Here is a 19,889-nt window from a genome sequence, read left to right as displayed (position 1 = left end):
ATTCCTTATAGAGGTCTTGTTTGTTTAATGATAAAACGATGTCGTATCTTTGTTGACAAAATGCTACAGATGAAACACCTATATTTAGCGGTGCTATGGATATTCAGTTTTGGAATAACAGCGCAAGAGCAGCAAAAACCTTATGTAATTCTGGTTTCCTTAGACGGATTTAGATGGGATTATCCTCACTATTTTGAAACCCCAAATTTGGATAGTTTGGCAAAATATGGGGTAAAAGCTGAGTCCATGCAGCCCAGTTACCCTACCAAAACTTTTCCTAATCATTATGCTATGGTCACAGGATTATATCCAGATCATCATGGGATAATCAATAATAATTTTTATGATCCCGCAACCCAAAAAATATTTACTCTAAAAACCGCCGCCAAAAAAAATGGCGAATTCTATGGAGGGAATCCCATTTGGAATCTCGCCGAAGAACAAGGAGTTAAAGCAGCTTGTTTCTATTGGCCAGGTTCGGACACCGGTGTAAAAAGTGCCAGTATTTTCAAAGAATATGACGAATCAGTCAGCTATGAAAGCAGAATCAATACTGTGATCGAGTGGCTCAACCTTCCCGAAGCGGAACGTCCGCATTTAATTACCTTGTATTTTGATCAGCCCGATGAAACCGGACACAATTACGGCCCTATGTCGGAAGAAAATAAAAAAATGGTGCCACAAGTTGATGCAGTAATTGGGCAACTCATGCAAAAAGTAGAGGCACTTCCAATCGGTAAGGAAATCAACTTAATTGTAGTTTCAGACCACGGAATGACCGACATCAGCAACGATAAAAAAGTCGCTATTTTAGACTATCTGAAACCAGAATGGTATGGATATGCCGCCGTAATTAACCCGATTATGAGTATTGAAGCTAAACCCGGCTATAAAGAAGCTATTGCTGACGCTTTGAAAAAAGTGCCTCACATCAAATGGTATCCTACGAATCAAGTACCTGAAAGATTTCATTTTGGGACAAATCCAAGAGCTTTAGATTTTCTAGTTGAAGCAGAGGCGGGGTATAGTTTGGTCAACAAACTAGAACAAAAAGTCAGCGGTGGAACGCATGGTTACGATAATACTATGAAAGACATGCAAGCTATTTTTTATGCCAAAGGTCCGAATTTCAACATAGGACAAGAAGTAAAGCCTTTTCGTAACGTTAGTGTTTATCCATTAATTGCTACTATTCTAGGCTTAAAAACGGAGACTATAGATGGTGATTTGGATGAGGTAAAAGGGATGTTAAAAAAGTAAAATGGATAGTAAGGTATAGAACTATTCGTAATTCCTGCCAAAAATCAAAGAAGTAAAACATATTTTTGCGTCGTTGCGCCTTTGTGTGAAATTGGTTTTACAAAGCCACAGCGCACAGAAAGGATGAGGAACAAGAGAGTGCCAATACAACCAAATGCATACTTTGAAAGAGAATCTTTTGCAAAAAAAGGCCTTGATTGAGACAAGACCTTTCGTAGGAGTTTAAAAAATGAACTTATTTAAAATTCCATCCAAGGGTTACACCAAAAGCTATAGGTTTAATCTCCGCATCTTTGTCAGTACTGTACAAACCATTAGCTGCTCTATCTGATACAGATGTTGGGTTATAACCAATATAGGACTCATTCTTGTTTTGGTTCAATATGGTACCATATCCATTTTCAAAAAACATGGCCGCATAGAGCGAATGCTTACTGCCCATATCAAATGTAAATCCTAACTCAAAAGAACTCATTATAATGCCTTTAGTGGTATATTTCCCTGATGAGGAATAATTAGCCTGACCACCAAAACCAAATTCTGGTAAATCATCAATAGTCAGGTTTACATCTGGATAATAAGCGCTACCATTTACGTAATCAGCTGTTGCTTTAACTTTATAGTTTACAGGTAAAAAATATTTAGCTCCGGCTCTAAAATTAACTTCAACACCCTGATTTGTATTTGTTTTATATTGCACAAAAAGAGGGATTTGCACCGCATGTAACGTTTGTCTTTCTCTATAATTCTTCGTGCTAACGTTATAATTAAATGCTGAAGTTGAAGCGTCAATTTCAAAACTAGTAAGTGTTGCAGAAGGCTGGGACAAAGTAACTTCTTGTTTGTATTGGGAGAACTCTACCCCTGAACCAATACCAAAATGTTTAGTTAAAGAGTAGATATAACCTGCCTTTACAGCTCCGCCTAGGCGATTACCTGTTTTTAGACCAGCAATATCACTCTGAATGATTCCTATTCCCGACTGTATACCGACATAAAACTGTGCAGCTATGCTTTGGGAAATTAAGAAAACTATAGTTCCAATTATGTTTTTACTATTGAATTTCATAGATGTAAATTTTTTTAGCGTTTCTGTATGTTATTGCCTTTTATCTATTGGTTTTTTGCTTTCTCAAACTTGTTTTTTATGAGAATAATCCCTCCTCATTTTTTAAAAAGAGGAGGTTTTATTCAATAAATCACTTTAATTTTTTACTAAAAGGTTTTTAGTAAAATATTTGCCGTTGGTTAAGGTCATTTTGACAATATAAAGCCCCTCAACACTCGGAGCGATCATGTCAGTAGTGTTTTGACTTGTATTTATAGTAGTTAACAAGTTTCCTATTAAATTAAAAAGCTCAACACGTGCATTTTGTAATTTACTTGAACTAACATTCGTAGTCAATTGGAAACTCGCATTACTTCTAACAGGGTTTGGAACAATTCTTATATACTCATCTTCCACTGATGGAGATAAAGTCAACGGACAGGTTGTAATTAATGTTCCGTCTAATTTTGTTGCTACAGCATAATAAGTCCCATTCAAGGCGCCACTTTCTTTGAAATATTGTGAAGTTTGACTCGGCACTAAAACCCCATTTTTATACCAGCTATACGATTTAAAACTCTTAGAACTATTGTCAAAGAAGATAATATTTTCAAATTGTTTTCTAATCAGGTTTGGCTGACTAGCTACTACTGGTAAAACAACAGGTGGAGCTGCATTGTAATTCATGTTGCCTGGTTGTGAAGCTGTTATAGTGGCGGCCCCATAATTTTGGAAAAGCAATGAATTATTGGATACACTTGCAATAGTCGGATTGGATGAAGTGTAATTTATTGCTGAACCACTAGTAGCAACAGCCGTCAAAACAAGACTAGTTTCTCCATTACAACCTAATCCCAAAGTCTGGTTCCAGGTAATTACCTGATCTGCTTTAGTAATAGTAAAATTGGAACTATTATATTGGATGGTATAATTTGAACCTGCACTTAACGTTCCTTGTGTTATAGGATAAACACCCACATTCACTCCATCAACTCTTGTCAAAGCTCCAGTGAAAGAATCACCACTTACTAAGCTCGGAGAAACAGTATAGGTGAAAACAGGATCTATTGTTCCGTATACTTTACTTTGTGAAGCATTTGCCGTTACTGTGATAGGTTTTGCCGTAATAGTAAAATCTTTTCTTACATAAGTAATGGTATAATTAGATCCAGCACTCAAACTTCCTTGGTTAATAGCATAAGTTCCTGCGTTCTCCCCCGCAGCTCTAGTTAAAGCGCCTGTAAAGGAATCACTGCCTACTAAACTTGGTGAAACGCTATAAACAAAAACAGGATCAGTTGCTCCGTAAACTTTCGTTTGTGATGGGGTTGCCGTTACGGTAATTGGTTTTGCCGTAATAGTAAGGTTAGCTCCAACATAAGTAATTAAATAGTTAGACCCAGCTGAAAGCGAACCTTGATCAATAGCATAATTCCCGATATCTTCACCACTAACTCTGGTTAAAGATCCTGTAAATGAATCGCCAGGAAGTAAACTCGGTGATACGGTATAAGTTAAAACAGGATCACTCTCTCCATACACTTTAGTTTGAGAAGGTGTTGCAGTTACAGTAATTGGGATTTGATTTAATTTTAAGACATAATTATAGGTAGCCGTACAACCATTAGCATCAGTAGCGGTAACCGTAAAAGTACTATTAGCAATCTGAGTCGAAATACCTGTGATCTCTCCAGCTGTTGATAGCGAAAAACCAGAAGGCAAACTTCCCGCTGTAACAGCATAGGTTTTAGTTCCTGTTCCTCCTGAAGTTGCTATAGTTTGACTGTATCCTGTATTATAATCATAATCAGATAAAACGGTTGTGGTGAAAGCAATTGCCGTGGGTTGTGTAATGGTGAAGTTCCGAGTAGTCGTACAAGAATTGGCACCTGTAATCGTTACGGTATAACTTCCAGCTGCAAGACCAGTAGCTGTTGCAGCCGTTCCACCTGAAGGTGACCAAGAATAAGTATAGCCACCAGCCCCTCCCGGAGGAGTAACGGAAGCTGAACCATTAGTTCCACCGTTACAAGACACATTGGTTTGCGTAGGATTTAGAGTATCATTAGCCAATGTTAGAGAACCGTCAAGTTCACATACATCATTAATGGTAATGGTAAATTGTTTTTCAAAAAACAGACCGTTTTGATCCGTAGCTTTAACACGAATGGAATAGGAAGCTTTCGTTTCAAAATCAGGGCTAGTAGCAATAAGTAAAGTAGCACCACTAATACTAAATGAAGCATTGTCTGCATCTCCAAGTCCATTTACAAGAGAATAAGTAAATGTATTTCCTGAATCGAAATCCGTTGAAGTAAAAGCTCCAACAGTCGAGTTAGTTGCTACTCTCTCATTAATTACTAAAGCAGACAACGCAATATCCGTTGGCGCTTCATTGATATCATTAATGGAAATAGTAAAGGCTTTTTCAAAAGTAGAAGTACCATCGAAAGTTCGAATGCGAACAGAGTAAGAGGCTTTGGTTTCAAAATCAGGACTAGCAATAATTTTCAAATCAGAACCTGAAATACTAAACACAGCATTATCAGTATCTCCAGTTCCAGCTACTAAAGAATACGTAAACGAACTAGTATCTCCATCGGTTGAAGACAAAGTTCCAACAGTGGAGTTAGCTGCCACATTTTCATCAATGGCAGTAGCAGACAGCGTAATATCTGTTGGCGCTTCGTTTAAATCATTAATGGAAACAGTAAAGGCTTTTTCAAAAGTGGAAGTTCCATCGAAAGTTCGAACGCGAACAGAGTAAGATGCTTTGGTTTCAAAATCAGGACTAGCAATAATTTTCAAATCAGAACCTGAAATTGTAAACACAGCATTATCAGCATCTCCAGTTCCAGCTACTAAAGAATACGTAAACGAACTAGTATCTCCATCGGTTGAAGACAAAGTTCCAACAGTGGAGTTAGCTGCCACATTTTCATCAATGGCAGCAGCAGACAACGTTATATCCGTTGGCGCTTGATTTATATCACTCACATCATTAATAGTGATAGTGAATGCTTTTTCGAAAGTTAAACTTCCTTGATCCGTTGTACGAATACGAACAGAATAGAATGATTTGGTTTCAAAATCCGGGCTTGCGTTAATGGTCACGCTGTTTCCTGTAATAGAGAACGAGGCATTGTCTGTACTACCTGCTCCAGCAACCAAATTATAGGTAAACGTATTTCCTGAATCAGGATCAGTAGAAGAAAGAGCTCCTACAGCCGAATTAGCACTTACATTTTCGTTAATCGAAGTATTTGAAAGGGCAATATCCGTTGGCGCTTCATTCACATTATTAATGGTAATCGTGAACGCTTTTTCGAAAGTCAAACCGCCTTGATCGGTTGTACGAATACGAACCGAATACGAAGATTTAGTTTCAAAATCAGGACTTGCAGTAATTTTCAAATCACTACCAGAAATGGTAATCGCAGCATTATCAGTATCCCCAGCTCCAGCTGCTAAAGAATAAGTAAACGAACTGTTATCTACATCGGTTGAAGAAAGTGCTCCCACAGTTGAGTTAGCCGGCACATTTTCGTTGATAGCAGCAGCAGACAAAGTAATATCCGTTGGTGCTTCATTGACATTAGTAATGGAAATAGTAAAGGCTTTTTCGAAAGTTAAACTTCCTTGATCCGTTGTACGAATGCGGACAGAATAAGAAGATTTGGTTTCAAAATTAGGACTTGCGTTAATTGTCAGATTGTTTCCAGAGATAGAGAACGAGGCATTGTCTGTACTACCTGCTCCTGCAACCAAAGTATAGGTAAACGTATTTCCTGCATCAGGATCAGTAGAAGAAAGTGCTCCCACAGTTGAGTTAGCCACCACATTTTCATCAATGTCAGAATCAGACAAAGTAATATCTGTTGGTGTTTCATTGACGTTATTGATGGTAATGGTAAATACTTTTTCGAAAGTTAAATTTCCTTGATCCGTTGTACGAATGCGGACAGAATAAGAAGATTTAGTTTCAAAATTAGGACTTGCGTTAATTGTCAGATTGTTTCCAGAGATAGAGAACGAGGCATTATCTGTACTACCTGCTCCAGCAACCAAAGTATAGGTAAATGTATTTCCTGAATCAGGATCAGTAGTAGAAAGCGTTCCCACGGTTGAGTTAGCCGCTACATTTTCGTTGATTGAAGTATTTGAAAGGGCAATATCAGTTGGTGCGCTATTGTTTGTAACACTAAAAATTGGATTAGTACCTGGGAAGGTTGTTCCCCCTGGATTGATGTCATAAGTCGTTAATTCATTTTTAATCCAGTTACTTGTATTACAAATTGCAGCTAGTAATGCTGCTTTTGTGCCTTCTTTTATACCTGTATAAGCATTGTTGTCGCCATGAAGACCACCAGTAGCGAGTGTCGGGTCAACTGTTAACGCAATGGCATTGGTACCTAAGGTTAAACTTGGTGTTGGTAGGTAAGTTACAAGATTACTGCTTAGATTACCACTTCCACTTGGCACAAATTGACCCGGAGTTACTGTAAAACTGTTTATAGTTCTAGGAGAACCATTTCCCCAAAGAAAAACAAAATTGGTAACATCTGTGACACTAGTACCTTGATAGATGAACCAGTTGTCACCACCTTGTGATGAAGGAGTACCAATAGGTGTTGACCATCCAGTAACTGAAACGTTTCCTGGTAAGCCAGTCACAGTATTGCCTTCTTGTACGATACTTATTTTATATACAGTACCTGCTGGAATAGCCTCCGTAGGTTGCCATAAAATAGATCCTTCTGATGTCAAGGCAGTACCAGTATTTGTAATATTAGTTAGTTTATTTGGTGTGTTCTCATTGTACCAATAATCACTAATTCTAATTTGTGTGTTGGCAGCAATGGGAGCCAATGTTACTATGGTCAGTTCATAATTAGTAAAATCATCAAAATTTACCCCTATAATAGCAATATCACCAGGTGATAAAGTAGTTTGAGCCAGTGAGGATGTAAACAAACTTAGAAAACATCCAATGAGAAGTAGTTTTTTTATCATAATTTTTTAATGTGTTTATTATCATATATATATAAAAATGAACTATTGAATAATAGTCCATTTTTTTATATTTATTGTGGTCTAGAAGGAAAAACTCCCTGATAGCATATGATATATTGCATAGCCACAAAAGGGGGTAGCGTTGGCAAGGGTATGGGGCCAGAGCCCCAAGGAGTCAATTGTAAGCCTGTTGGGTCAAAATTTAAATTATTGGTCGCTGTTGAACTAATTCCTGCTAAATTTTGATTCGGTGTGGCATTAGTATACAAATTAGGGTCTCCAGCTCCGCTCGTATCAACCGTTTTTCCTAAAACATTATTAGTCGCGGAAGGAGTTGAGTTAGCACCATCACCTGTACTAGCTTGTAATGTGGTGTTTACGGATACATTTCCAGTTATATTCGTTCCTGGTCCTTTTATTATAGTGTGGGTGTGAGGTGGCATGTTCATCGCTGTAATGGTCGTAGCCTGTTCTCCACCAGTTTGTCCAAGTACATAAGTTCCTCCAGGGTGTACACCCGCTGTGTTAGTGCATTGTGTTGGAAAAGCACCACGTAAGTCAGGTAATTTAAAAGTGTTAACACCATCTCCACCATAATAGGTTCCTAATATAGCAAACAACGCAGTATAATTTCTGATTGATAAAAGTTGCCCTTCACAAGTAAAATAGCCTGCAGGTGCAAAACTACCTGCGAAAAGTTTAATAGTGCCAATGAATTCATCGTTCATAATTTTTTGATTTAAATGCTAATAGATTTTTTAAGAAAAGTGTGAGTATAATTAAGTTGTTTTTATTTGCTTATTTCCTTTGTAGTAAAAGTAGTTGTTGTGTGTTTTTAATACAGGTTAAATGACATGACTTGCTTTTTTGATGTCATAAAAGGAGGATAATGAGGTATAGTAAAGAGAGACTTTGTAGGTGAGTTTTTTTTAAAATAGAATAACCCGCTATATTTGTGACTTTAAATCCAAAATACATGCACCGTCATTTTCTTCTTCATAAACCCTACGGCTATTTAAGTCAGTTTATTTATCAGCTGAAACGGAAAAAACGGTTGTTAGGAGAGCTGTATGATTTTCCAGAGGGCACGATGGCAATAGGTCGTTTAGACGAAGATTCAGAAGGCTTATTGCTCTTGACGACGGATGGAAAAGTTAGTGAGCAAATTAGAAGTAAAAAAGTGGATAAAGAATATTATGTTCAAGTGGATGGTGTAATTACTCCCGAAGCTATTGAGCAAATAAAAAAAGGAGTTGAAATAGGCTTCAACGGAACTAAATATACAACCAAACCTTGTGAAGCCTTTATTGTAAACGAGATTCCTGATTTTGGACCACGAGGTAAGAAAATCAGAGATGAGCGACACGGGCCCACTTCATGGGCTTCGATTACGGTAAATGAAGGCAAATTTCGTCAAGTACGCAAAATGACTGCCGCCGTAGGGTTTCCTACTTTACGATTAGTTCGTATTCGAATAGGAAATGTACACTTGAACGATTTACAAGCTGGAGAAGTAAAAGAAATTATGAATTTTGAATAATGCGTTGTGAATTTTTAAAGTAATTAGAACCAACTCACATCCAAAACCCAAAAACTAAAACATGTTAAACATCGTACTCGTCGAACCTGAAATTCCTAATAATACTGGTAATATTGGCCGCTTATGTGTTGGTACAGAAAGCCGTCTGCATTTAATACACCCGTTTGGTTTTGTTATCAATGACAAAAACCTCAAACGTTCCGGACTGGATTATTGGGTGCATCTGGAGGTGACCGAATACCAAAATGTAGCCGAATGGATGAAGGTAATTCCAGATACTTCAAGAGTATTTTTAATGAGTTCTCATGCAGAGCATTCTTATTTGAATATCGAATTTCAAGACGAAGACTGGTTGGTTTTTGGCAAAGAAAGCGTAGGCTTGAGCCAGGAAGTATTGGATTTGTTCGCCAAAGAAAATCAATTAAAAATCCCTATGTCGCCCCTGATTCGCAGTTTTAATATTGCCAATTCTGTTGCCTTTGTTGTTGGCGAAGCGAGAAGACAACTTTCATTGGGCAAAATTTAGTTGGCAGTTTACAGCTGTTAGTGTTCAGTTTTTATGAGCTGGTACTATTTGCGTCCTTAGCGGTTTTTTTTACCACAAAGAAACACAAAGTAGACACGAAGTAACACGAAGTTATATAGTTGTCTTTGCGCCCTTTGCGTAAATCTTTGCGATCTTTGCGGTTAAATTTTTAGACACAAATTCCACAGATTTTCACAGATGGATACTTCTATGCCCATATTTGCCTTATATGGTTCAAAATAGGCATTCCTATTCATAAAAACTTCCATGACTTATATGTTTGTATTTTTTTCCGCCCCTTTGCGAAATCCCTTTGCGTCCTTTGCGGTTTAATTTTTAGAAGCGTATTTCAAAACTAACCTTATATGCCCTTATTTGCCTTATATGGTTCAAAATAAGCATTCCAATTCATAAAAAACTTCGATGACTTATATGTTTGTATTTTTTTGCGCCCCTTGCGTAATTCCTTTGCGTCCTTTGCGGTTTAATTTTTAGAAGCGTATTTCAAAACTAACCTTCAATGTCCTTATTTGCCTTATATGGTTCAAAATAAGCATTCCATTTCATAAAAAACTTCGATGACTTATATGTTTGTATTTTTTTTGCGTTCCTTGCGTAATTCCTTTGCGTCCTTTGCGGTTTAATTTTTAGAAGCGTATTTCAAAACTAACCTTCAATGTCCTTATTTGCCTTATATGGTTCAAAATAAGCATTCCTATTCATAAAAAACTTCGATAACTTATATGTTTGTATTTTTTTTGCGTTCCTTGCGTAATCCCTTTGTGTCCTTTGCGGTTTAATTTTTAGAAGCGTATTTCAAAACTAACCTTATATGCCCTTATTTGCCTTATATGGTTCAAAATAAGCATTCCAATTCATAAAAAACTTCGATGACTTTTATTTTTTATTTTTTTGTGCCCTTAGCGTAAACCCTTTGCGAACTTAGCGGTTATACATTTTACACCAAGGATTTAATTCCCCCTTTTGGGGGCTAGGGGGCTTAACCCGTAATCACAAACTTCCCTTTTTCATTATCAAAAACAATATGCTCATCTTTAAAAAGCGTATTGAAACTTCCTTTCGCAATCAAATTACAAGGTTCATCTTGCACTACGGTTTCTGGCGTCATAATAATCATTTCGTCACTCAATTGAATCGCCATATCGATATCGTGAGTTGAGAAAAGAATACATTTCCCCGTTTCGTGGGTGAGTTTTTTAAGTAATTTCAATAACGAAACTTTGTGTAACAAATCCAAATGCGTAGTAGGCTCATCCAAAATAATCAAAGGCGTATCCTGAGCTAAGGCGCGTGCAATGAGTACTTTTTGCAATTGCCCATCGCTAATTTGATAATGTTTTTTATCGGCCAAATGACTGATTTGAGTAAGTGACAATGCTTTTTCAACCTGAATTTTATCTTCCTCGGTCAAGGTGCCAATCCAATTGGTGTAAGGCTGACGTCCTAACGCTACTAATTCATACACGGTTAAATTACTGGGAGGTAATTTCTCGGTCAATACCAAACTCATTTCTTGTGACAAAGCTGATGCACTGTAATTTGCTATGTTTTTACCGTGCAACAAAACATCACCCTCAAGAGGGGTTTGAATTCCAGTAATCGTTTTCAGCAAGGTCGATTTTCCAATCCCATTAGCACCAATTAAAGCCGTTAGTTTTCCTTTTTTAAGCGCAATAGAAACCTCCTTAGCAACAAGAGTGCTTACTTTTTTGTTTTGATAACCAATGCTTATCGATTGGGTTTGAAGGATGATAGTTTCTTCCATTTTTTAAATTTTAAATCCGTACAACGAATTTGATGTAACACATTCTGAGATTTTTTTACCACACTTCGATGCCTCAGTGCAGGCTAGAAGCATAGAATTTTATAGTGTTTTAAAGGACTTTTAGAAGTTTTACTTTTTACATAGATGTTCGATAAATACTGCTATTCTTCATTTTAACCAATAGGTTAAACTATAATTTAACCCGTTGGATGATTTATTTTTACCACATAGAATCATAGAATTTATAGTTTTTTAAAAGACACAAATAGACGTTTTACTATTCACATAGCTTATCTATTGTGAGAAATAGTGCTATTTCTGTTTTTTCTATGTTGATTTGCTATTAATCTATGGCTCTATGTGGTAAGTTATTGCTTTATTTGAATTTTACCCAACGGCTTATTATTTAGTGTTTTGGGAGTTGGTGAAAAATTTCATTAACAAAGGTCATTTGTCCTTCTTTAAAGATATTAAAACAATTAAAGTTTATCAAAATTCCTTTTGGAATATTTAAAAGCTTCATATAGGTAAGTAGTTGCGCTTTGTGAATGGGTGTGATTTCGGAAACGGATTTTAATTCAATAACAATAGTATTTTCAACAAGTAAATCACACTTAAAATCAATAGCAAGTTTTTTTTCTTTATAAAATACAGGAATGTTTTTTTCTGAAATAAAATTGATGTTTCTTATTTTTAATTCTTCTATTAAACAATGATGATAAATATTTTCTAACAATCCCTTGCCCATTGTTTTATGTACTTCAATCGCTGCTCCAATTATTTCGAATGTAAGTTCATTGAGTTGTTTCTGTGTAGTCATAAACAAGTAGTATTGAAAAGAGTTTTTTATTTTAACTAGTTGGTTGCAATTATTTTAAACTATATAGAAACATATAGTTTCATAGTATTTAAAGTCTTTCGTTTACATTTTATCTTCAAATTGCCATTCTATGTGTGAAATAGTACTATTTCTATTTGTTCTTTACCTGTTTGCTATTAATCTATGACGCTCCTATGTGGTTAAAATTCATATGCTATTTCAATTTCACCTAACTGGTTACTTACTAGTAAAACTATGTTTTTATTGGGTTAAAACAGCACTCATTTCCATTAGCCCATCATTTTTTGTTTTCTAACTAATAACCAAATCACCACAGGAGCCCCTAAGATAGAAGTCACCGCATTAATGGGTAGACTCACTTCTGTACCGGGGACTTGTGTAAATATATCGCAAACCAACATGATACCTGCGCCAAAAAGAAGCGTGCTCCAAAACAGTATCCGATGATTACTGGTTTGGAAAGTCAATTTGGCAATGTGAGGAACGGCTAATCCAACAAAAGCAATCGGACCGGCAAAAGCAGTAATGCTTCCGGCTAGTATACTCGTAGCAAAAATAATAATCAATCGCGCTTTGCTGTAGTTGAGTCCCATGCTTTTCGCATAGTTTTCACCCAAAAGTAAGGCGTTGAGCGGTTTGATACTAAAGGCACTTAGGACTAACCCAATACCTACACAACCACTCAAAATCCACACGGATTCCCAAGATAAATTACCTAAATTTCCCAACGACCAAAAGGTAAATTTCTGCAATTGCTCTGCCGAACTAAAATAGGTGAGTGTCCCTACAATAGCCGAGGTTAAGCTGCCAAACATTAGACCAATAATGAGTATCGCCATAGTATCTCGTAAGCGTTGGGATACAAGGAGTACGAGTAACAAAACACTGCTGCTTCCAATAGTTGAAGCTAAAACAACACCGTATTTTGAAACTAAAATACCGCTTAAGAAGGAAGGTAAAAAACCAGCACCCAAAATCACAAAAGCCACGCCCAAACTCGCCCCAGAACTCAATCCCAAGACATAAGGACCAGCCATTGGATTTCTAAACAGCGTTTGCATCAATAGGCCACTCATCGATAATCCCATACCTACTAGTACAGCCGTGATGGCTTTGGGTAAACGATAATGTATGATAATGTATTCCCAAGTGTCTTTTGAAGCCGGTTGTCCTAATAAACTTTTCAAGACTTCCTTTGCAGGAATAGCGATAGAGCCATAACAAATGTTGCCCACAAACAGTGCAAACAATCCTATACTTAAGGTGATAAAAAGAAGAGTATGTATGTAGGAAGACCTCAATTTATTGTAATTTTTCGGCAAAGGTAAACGTATAATTCGGAAGTAATTCGGGATGAAAAATTTTGATGTAATCTTTCAAGACCAAATCGGGCCTACTTGCCGCTAATTCATAATAAATCGTGCCACCAGTTGCTCCGTGTTTGTTTTCAAAAGTATAGACGTTTTTATTTTTCAAAGCATCAAATTGTTGGTAATGCGGATTGCTAGCTTGCAATTCCGCTAAGTTTTTAAAGGATCCCGTGGCAATCCAATAGTCAGCTTTTTTGGCTTTTTCTAAAATTTTCTCGAAGGGCAACGGCAAGCTTCCTGTTCCTCTGGTGCTACTCCATAAATAATTAGATTTTGCATCTTTTAAAAACTGCGCCACCCAACTATCGCCTTTGGCCACAAACCATTGTTCTTGGTACATTGAGCCATATAAAACGGTAGGATTTGTCTTTTTTTGAGGGACTAAGGCTAGTGTTTCGTTGTAACTTTTTACAATGTCATTAAATAAAACTTCGGCTTCTTTTTCTTTGCCAAACAAAGCGCCGTACAATTTAATCCATTCGGCTTTGCCTAGTGGCGTTTGTTCCATCCAATCGGCTTGAATGAGTACTTTTAAACCACTTTTTTGTAAATTATCAATCGTAGGATTCGAATTATCAATGCCAAAAGCCACAATCAAATTAGGATTCAAATCAATCAATTGCTCGGTGTCTAATTTTTCATTTTGACCAATGTTTTTGACCTTTCCTGCATCAATTAGTTGTCGCGTTTTTGGAGACGAGATATAATCGGTATGCGGAAAACCTACTAATTTTTTTTCCACGCCCAGCATTTCCAAAAACGGAATATTGGTGGTCGAGGTCACCACTATGCTTTGTAAAGGCACAGCGATGGTAGGATATTTTTGTAAACTATCTGGAACGATACCATTTTTTTCTTTCAAAATATAGGTAAAGTTTTGTTTCGCATCAGGCCAAGCATTGCGAACCGTAACTACCGAAAATCCTGGGTTTTTCTGTATCGAAAGCCCAGAAGCATAGCGAATACTATTGGTAGCTGTGGTTTCCGAAAGAGAGGTAGTGTTTCCTTTTTTCTCGCAAGCACTCAATGAGAGTAACAAGCTAATCAAGGCAATAAGAATAATTTTGGTTTTCATAAACGAGTTTTGATACCTTTTAAGGTAAGTTTTTGGATACAAATAAAGAAGAGTGCGAATACTGAAAACGAAAAATAATTTGCGAATTTGCAGTCAATTTTACTCTTTACTTTAAATCAATGGAATGCCAGCGTATGCGGTTTGGGTATTGATTTTCATTGCAAATGTAAGGCAAAAACTAAAATTTCTTGTTTATTTTTAACACTAAAAAATGCAACAAAGACTATCTTTGCGCTTTAATGAAGCCATAAATTATTCCAAATGATGTACTTGATTACTGGAGGAGAACGTTCTGGAAAGAGCGGTTTTGCTGAGAAATTAGCCAAAGAAAAGTCGGATCATCCAATGTATGTAGCCACAGCGCGTCAGTGGGATGCCGATTTTAAAAACCGCATCGACAGACACCAAAAAGACCGTGACGAACGTTGGGAAAACATCGAAAAAGAAAAATTCTTAAGCGAGATACCTTTCGAAAATCGTGTGGCCGTGATCGATTGTGTGACCCTGTGGTTGACCAATTTTTTTGTAGATCACAAAAACGACATCGATCTGTGTTTGGAACAAGCCAAAAAAGAAATCGACAGCATAGCCCAGCAACCCAACACGACCATCATCATCGTTTCGAACGAAATAGGGATGGGGTTGCACGCAGAGACACACATCGGCCGAAAGTTTACGGAATTACAAGGTTGGACCAATCAATACATCGCCCAAAAGGCCAACACCGTAGTTTTTATGGTAGCAGGAATCCCAATGGTGATCAAAGGCGAGGTTTAGAATAATACAGATTTGGGCGTTTCCACAAGGGCCGGGCTGTCCGTTATATCTTTGTTGCCGAACCCCGGCAACAAAGGATACCACTACCATCCCTAACGCAAAAAAAAAAGATGATGACACTACAAGAAATCATACAATCCCGTCGTGATACCCGCCACTTCACCACCGACGAAGTGCCAGAAGACGTCTTGCAAAAAGCCTTACAAGCGGGACATTACGCACCTTCTGTTGGACTTACCGATGCTACTCGATATTACGTTATACGTTCCTCCGAAGTCAAAAAAGCCATCAAACTTTTGTTTGAAGCCTATGATAAAAAAGCGTCCAATGCAACCGATAACGAGCAACAAAAGCTACAATACCAAGCGCTAAAACTCGAAGCCATCGAAGAGGCTCCTATAGGATTAGTCATTGCTTACGACCGTTCGGTGCTGAATTCCTTTACCATCGGAACGGTGGGGAGTAACGAAGCCATTAAATTTAGCGCGGTTTGTGCGGCACAAAATATTTGGTTATCCTTGACCGAACAAGGCTTTTCTATGGGATGGGTGTCGATTCTAAACTATCACGAATTCAAATCTATTTTAGGATTACCCGAAAACATAGAGCCTTTGGGTTACTTTTGCGTAGGCAAACCTGCCTCTAATTATGAGCATCAGCCTATGTTGCAACAATTGGGTTGGAAGAAAAAATCCGCTCTTCCTTCTATCACTGCGATTGATTCAATACAATCAAAAGATACTATAATTTCCTCCTTCGACGAAACGGTAATGGAACCCAACACACTTTTGTCGAGTCAATTGCAACACAAAATCGATAACAAAACCAAACCGACAGGTGCTTTGGGTGATTTAGAAGCACTTGCACACCAAATAGGTATGGTGTTTCAAACCACTTCGCCTCAAATTAAACAACCGCATTTGGTGGTTTTTGCTGCCGATCACGGTATTGCCAATCATTGCGTAAGTGCCTATCCACAAGAAGTAACCCGACAAATGGTCTCTAATTTTCTGGAAGGTGGAGCAGCAATCAATGTGTTTTGTACCCAAAACCAAATCGAATTGTCGATTGTAGACGCGGGGGTGAATTATGATTTCCCTACTAACACGAAGTTGATTCATGCTAAAATAGGCAAAGGCACGCAGTCGTTTTTACACACCGCTGCGATGGGTGCTCTAGAAGTAGCCACTTGTTTTTCGAAAGGGGCAACCGTTGTGGCACAAATTGCCCAATCGGGCACAAATTGCATCGGTTTTGGTGAAATGGGCATCGGGAATACGGCAACCGCTTCGGTATTGATGCATTTTTTGACCCAAATTCCCTTAGCGGATTGCATCGGAAAAGGAACGGGAGTTACAGCTGAAAAATTACAAAACAAGCATCAAATTTTGGCAACAGCCATTGCTAATTACAAAGGCACTAACGATTTAGACTCGATTTTGGCGTATTTTGGAGGTTTTGAAATCTTGCAAATCGCTGGCGGAATGCTCGAAGCTCATAAAAACAAGATGTTAATTTTAGTCGATGGATTTATTGCGACAGTAGCCTTTTTGATTGCTTTTAAGAAGAATCCAGCTATTTTTAGCAATGCTGTTTTTTGTCATGCCTCGGCTGAAAAAGGACATCAACAACTCTTGGATTATCTAGGAGCAAAAGCATTGTTGCACCTCCAATTGCGCTTGGGGGAAGGAACGGGTTGTGCTTTGGCTTTTCCGTTAGTGCAATCAGCAGTAGTATTTTTGAATGAGATGGCCAGTTTTGAATCAGCGGGGGTCAATAACAAAAAGGAATAGATGATTAGAACAAAATGATTTGTTGCCATACCTACAAGGTTTTCAAAACCTTGTAGGTAGGATTGTAAGAATGCAAACACCTACAAGGTCAAAAAAAGACCTTGCAGGAGTTTGGAATTAATGGTGAATCAAATTTTAGTTCCTGCAAGGTTTCCAAAACCTTGTAGGTAGGATTGGAAGAATGCAAACACCTACAAGGTCAAAAAAAGACCTTGCAGGAGTTCGGAATTAATTGTGAATCAAATTGTAGTTCCTGCAAGGTTTCCAAAACATTGTAGGTATTTTTGTATTGATGCAAACACCTACAAGGTCAAGAAAAAGACCTTGCAGGAGTTCAAAAAAATAGGGTATCATAAACTCTTCACAAAAGAACTCAGGTTATAAGTAAAGAGTCAGCCAAATATAAAACCAACAATAAAAACGAAATGTAACCATAGAAGTACCAATGTTGCCTTTTAGCCCCGATGGGAGGGAATATCCTTTTTTTTATACCTGTCAGGTTTTTAAAACCTGACAGGTGTAAAAAAAAAGATTGGAAGGACAGCGGGACGATGCTGGCATAAAGGCTTTTTGTTACTGCTTCTATAAAATATAAATAAATGAAAAAACAACGCCACATCTTTTTTACCGCTTTGATGTTCTACACCCGAATTCCGTGTCCGAAGAACATTGACCACAATCCTGATTATTTGAACAAAGCATCTCGTTATTTTCCTTTAATTGGTTGGATTGTCGGGGCAATTGCTTTTGGAGTGTACGCTATGGCTTCTTGGTTGTGGAATCCTGAGATTGGGATTGTGTTTTCGATGATAGTGAGTGTGCTGGTTACAGGTGCTTTTCACGAAGATGGTTTTGCCGATGTTTGTGACGGATTTGGCGGTGGTTGGACCAAAACTAAAATTTTGACCATTATGAAAGACAGCGCTATTGGCGCTTATGGTGCGATTGGTTTGGTATTGCTTTTTTTGCTGAAGTTTATGAGTTTGGTCACATTGGTGAAAAGCGATTCACTACACACTAATTACTATTCACTATGCACTCTTTTCTTGGTTTTCGTAACAGGGCATGCTTTGAGTCGCTTGGCGGCAATTTCAATTGTCTTTACTCACGAGTATTCTCGGGAGGATGCTACGAGCAAAAGCAAACCCATTGCCCAACAGTATTCTTGGAAAGAGGTGGTGGGGGCTTTGTTTTTTGGACTGATGCCTTTGCTGGCTTTGATGTCGAATCACGCCATTATTGGGATGGTGGTGTTTCCCGTTTTTTTGGCGCGTTATTTTTTGGCGCGTTATTTTCAGAAATGGATTGACGGGTACACGGGCGATTGTTTGGGAGCAACACAACAAGTGTGTGAAGTTATTTTTTACTTAAGCTTATTAGCGATATGGAAATTTATTTAGTGCGCCACACCGAAACGGTTTGTGAAAAAGGGATTTGTTATGGTCAAAGCGATGTTGGCATTCGAGTGCCTTATGATGCGATTTTTGATGCGATTTTGGAGCAATTGCCAGAGCAGGGCATTTTATACACTAGTCCTTTGCAACGCTGTTCGATTTTGGCGCAGCATATTCAGAAAGCCAAAGGAATTCCAATAGTTGCCGAAGAACCTCGATTGCAAGAAATGCATTTTGGGGACTGGGAATTGCAGGCTTGGAACGCCATTCCGAGAACGGTTTTGGATCCGTGGATGAATGATTTTGTGAATGTTGCGGTGCCCAATGGCGAATCGTTTATTGATTTGGACCAAAGGGTTTGGGAATTTTTGGAGGAGGAATTAGAGAAACCCAATGAAAAATCGCTGATTTTAGTCACGCATTCTGGAGTGATTCGAAGTGTTTTGTGTAGAATAAATAAGATCCCTTTACAGGAGGCTTTTGCTACACCCTTAGATTATGGAGTGGTGGTGAAAGTAGAATATACTCGTTAAGCAGGAATTCCGTGAGCGCAATGTCATTAAGTTAACAGATTATAGATTGAAAATTAAAGATTCTTGACACGAGCGGTAGCGAACTGGCGATGCATTTTAGATTTTGGAGCAAGTGAGTAAAAATCGCATGATTTTCAGTATTTTATAAATCAGCAATCAAAAATCGTTAATCAAAAATCAGCAATCATTTTTTTATTTATTGCTACGATGCTTAAAAACTTTATAGAAGCCGTTGGGTGAAAATATTTTTAGCACACTTCGATGCCTCAGTGCAGGCTAGAATCATAGAATTTATAGTTTTTTAAAAGAAACAAATAGACGCTTCACTATTCACATAGTCATCTATGTGAGAAATAGTGCTATTTCTATTTTTTCGAAGTCTATTTGCTATTAACCTACTGGCGCTAGCCTGCACTGAGGCATCGAAGTGTGGTTAAGTTTTTTATTTTATATGAATTTCACCCAACGGGTTATATAGAATTAATGCTTAGTTAAGATAAACTAGTTTGATTAATAAAAGGATTCTCATATTTTTGTAGCCTAAAAATTTAAAACGATAATAGTATTATGAAAGATTTAGTAGCAAAAATTAATGCTGAAATGGAAAACTTCAAAACAGAATCAGAAGCACTTGTTGAAAAAGGAGTGAAGGCAGCTGGAGCTAGAGCTCGTAAATCAAGCTTAGAAATAGAAAAATTATTAAAAGAATTCAGAAAAGTTTCTATTGAAGAATCTAAGAAATAATTTTTTTTTTAATGGAATCTAAACATGGGGTTTTAACACCCTATGTTTTTTTTGGTTCTACTGGGTTTTGTGTGAATATCCATTTAAGTCACCGTGAAAAAAAAGAATAGCTGTTCTAAAATTTTGCTTGTTTCTATATCCTCTACCGATTCGTTTTAGCTCTTCAATTGCACCGTTAATTCTTTCTGC

The 19,889-nt window shown here is 37.5% G+C and carries 15 protein-coding genes; 8 read left to right on the top strand and 7 right to left on the bottom strand.

What is annotated here, in order from left to right; all coding sequences use genetic code 11:
* Positions 1–69 precede the first annotated feature (69 nt).
* Positions 70–1,260, top strand: coding sequence for an ectonucleotide pyrophosphatase/phosphodiesterase (locus O9307_RS05770; protein ID WP_298296237.1), 1,191 nt, complete (start codon positions 70–72; stop codon positions 1,258–1,260).
* Positions 1,261–1,495: 235 nt separating this feature from the next.
* Here the strand turns inward: O9307_RS05770 and O9307_RS05765 are convergent, their stop codons facing one another.
* The 3 genes from O9307_RS05765 to O9307_RS05755 form a co-directional block, all read right to left on the bottom strand.
* On the bottom strand, positions 1,496–2,329 hold the full coding sequence (locus O9307_RS05765) for an outer membrane beta-barrel protein (RefSeq protein WP_298296234.1): 834 nt from the start codon (positions 2,327–2,329) through the stop codon (positions 1,496–1,498).
* Positions 2,330–2,464: 135 nt separating this feature from the next.
* The gene (locus O9307_RS05760) at positions 2,465–7,321 is read right to left on the bottom strand and encodes an MBG domain-containing protein (protein WP_298296231.1); all 4,857 of its coding nucleotides are present in this window, start codon (positions 7,319–7,321) and stop codon (positions 2,465–2,467) included.
* Between the two features lie 71 nt (positions 7,322–7,392).
* A complete protein-coding gene (locus tag O9307_RS05755; protein WP_298296228.1) occupies positions 7,393–8,049 on the bottom strand; it encodes a tail fiber protein in 657 nt (218 codons plus the stop codon).
* 248 nt (positions 8,050–8,297) lie between these two features.
* On the opposite strand from O9307_RS05755, the gene O9307_RS05750 reads away from it, so the two are divergent.
* Together O9307_RS05750 and O9307_RS05745 are read left to right on the top strand one after the other, a co-directional pair.
* Positions 8,298–8,861: a pseudouridine synthase gene (locus O9307_RS05750; RefSeq protein ID WP_298296226.1), complete on the top strand. Its 564-nt coding sequence runs from the start codon at positions 8,298–8,300 to the stop codon at positions 8,859–8,861.
* A gap of 61 nt (positions 8,862–8,922) precedes the next feature.
* On the top strand, positions 8,923–9,387 hold the full coding sequence (locus O9307_RS05745) for a tRNA (cytidine(34)-2'-O)-methyltransferase (protein WP_064716566.1): 465 nt from the start codon (positions 8,923–8,925) through the stop codon (positions 9,385–9,387).
* Between the two features lie 1,000 nt (positions 9,388–10,387).
* On the opposite strand, the gene O9307_RS05740 is transcribed toward O9307_RS05745, so the two are convergent.
* The 4 genes from O9307_RS05740 to O9307_RS05725 form a co-directional block, all read right to left on the bottom strand.
* Positions 10,388–11,173: an ABC transporter ATP-binding protein gene (locus O9307_RS05740; protein ID WP_298296221.1), complete on the bottom strand. Its 786-nt coding sequence runs from the start codon at positions 11,171–11,173 to the stop codon at positions 10,388–10,390.
* 406 nt (positions 11,174–11,579) lie between these two features.
* Positions 11,580–11,993 carry a GxxExxY protein gene (locus O9307_RS05735; RefSeq protein ID WP_298296219.1) on the bottom strand — a complete coding sequence of 138 codons (414 nt, stop codon included), beginning with the start codon at positions 11,991–11,993 and terminating at the stop codon, positions 11,580–11,582.
* Between the two features lie 290 nt (positions 11,994–12,283).
* Entirely contained in the window at positions 12,284–13,315 is a 1,032-nt protein-coding gene (locus tag O9307_RS05730) for an iron ABC transporter permease (RefSeq protein ID WP_298296217.1), read from the bottom strand.
* Position 13,316: 1 nt separating this feature from the next.
* On the bottom strand, positions 13,317–14,459 hold the full coding sequence (locus O9307_RS05725) for an ABC transporter substrate-binding protein (protein WP_298296215.1): 1,143 nt from the start codon (positions 14,457–14,459) through the stop codon (positions 13,317–13,319).
* 261 nt (positions 14,460–14,720) lie between these two features.
* Between O9307_RS05725 and O9307_RS05720 the strand changes: the two genes are divergently transcribed.
* The 5 genes from O9307_RS05720 (at position 14,721) to O9307_RS05700 (ending at position 19,700) form a co-directional block, all read left to right on the top strand.
* A complete protein-coding gene (locus tag O9307_RS05720) occupies positions 14,721–15,236 on the top strand; it encodes a bifunctional adenosylcobinamide kinase/adenosylcobinamide-phosphate guanylyltransferase (RefSeq protein WP_298296213.1) in 516 nt (171 codons plus the stop codon).
* 110 nt (positions 15,237–15,346) lie between these two features.
* A complete protein-coding gene (gene cobT, locus O9307_RS05715) occupies positions 15,347–17,029 on the top strand; it encodes a nicotinate-nucleotide--dimethylbenzimidazole phosphoribosyltransferase (RefSeq protein WP_298296212.1) in 1,683 nt (560 codons plus the stop codon).
* Positions 17,030–17,628: 599 nt separating this feature from the next.
* On the top strand, positions 17,629–18,429 hold the full coding sequence (locus O9307_RS05710; protein ID WP_298296210.1) for an adenosylcobinamide-GDP ribazoletransferase: 801 nt from the start codon (positions 17,629–17,631) through the stop codon (positions 18,427–18,429).
* A complete protein-coding gene (cobC, locus tag O9307_RS05705; RefSeq protein WP_298296208.1) occupies positions 18,414–18,956 on the top strand; it encodes an alpha-ribazole phosphatase in 543 nt (180 codons plus the stop codon). Before O9307_RS05710 ends, cobC begins: the two co-directional genes overlap by 16 nt.
* A 567-nt stretch (positions 18,957–19,523) precedes the next feature.
* Entirely contained in the window at positions 19,524–19,700 is a 177-nt protein-coding gene (locus tag O9307_RS05700; RefSeq protein WP_298296206.1) for a histone H1, read from the top strand.
* The last annotated feature ends 189 nt before the right edge of the window (positions 19,701–19,889 follow it).

The sequence above is a fragment of the Flavobacterium sp. genome, from assembly GCF_027531905.1.
Taxonomy (GTDB): Bacteria; Bacteroidota; Bacteroidia; order Flavobacteriales; family Flavobacteriaceae; genus Flavobacterium.
This window is presented reverse-complemented; position numbering and strand designations above follow the sequence as displayed.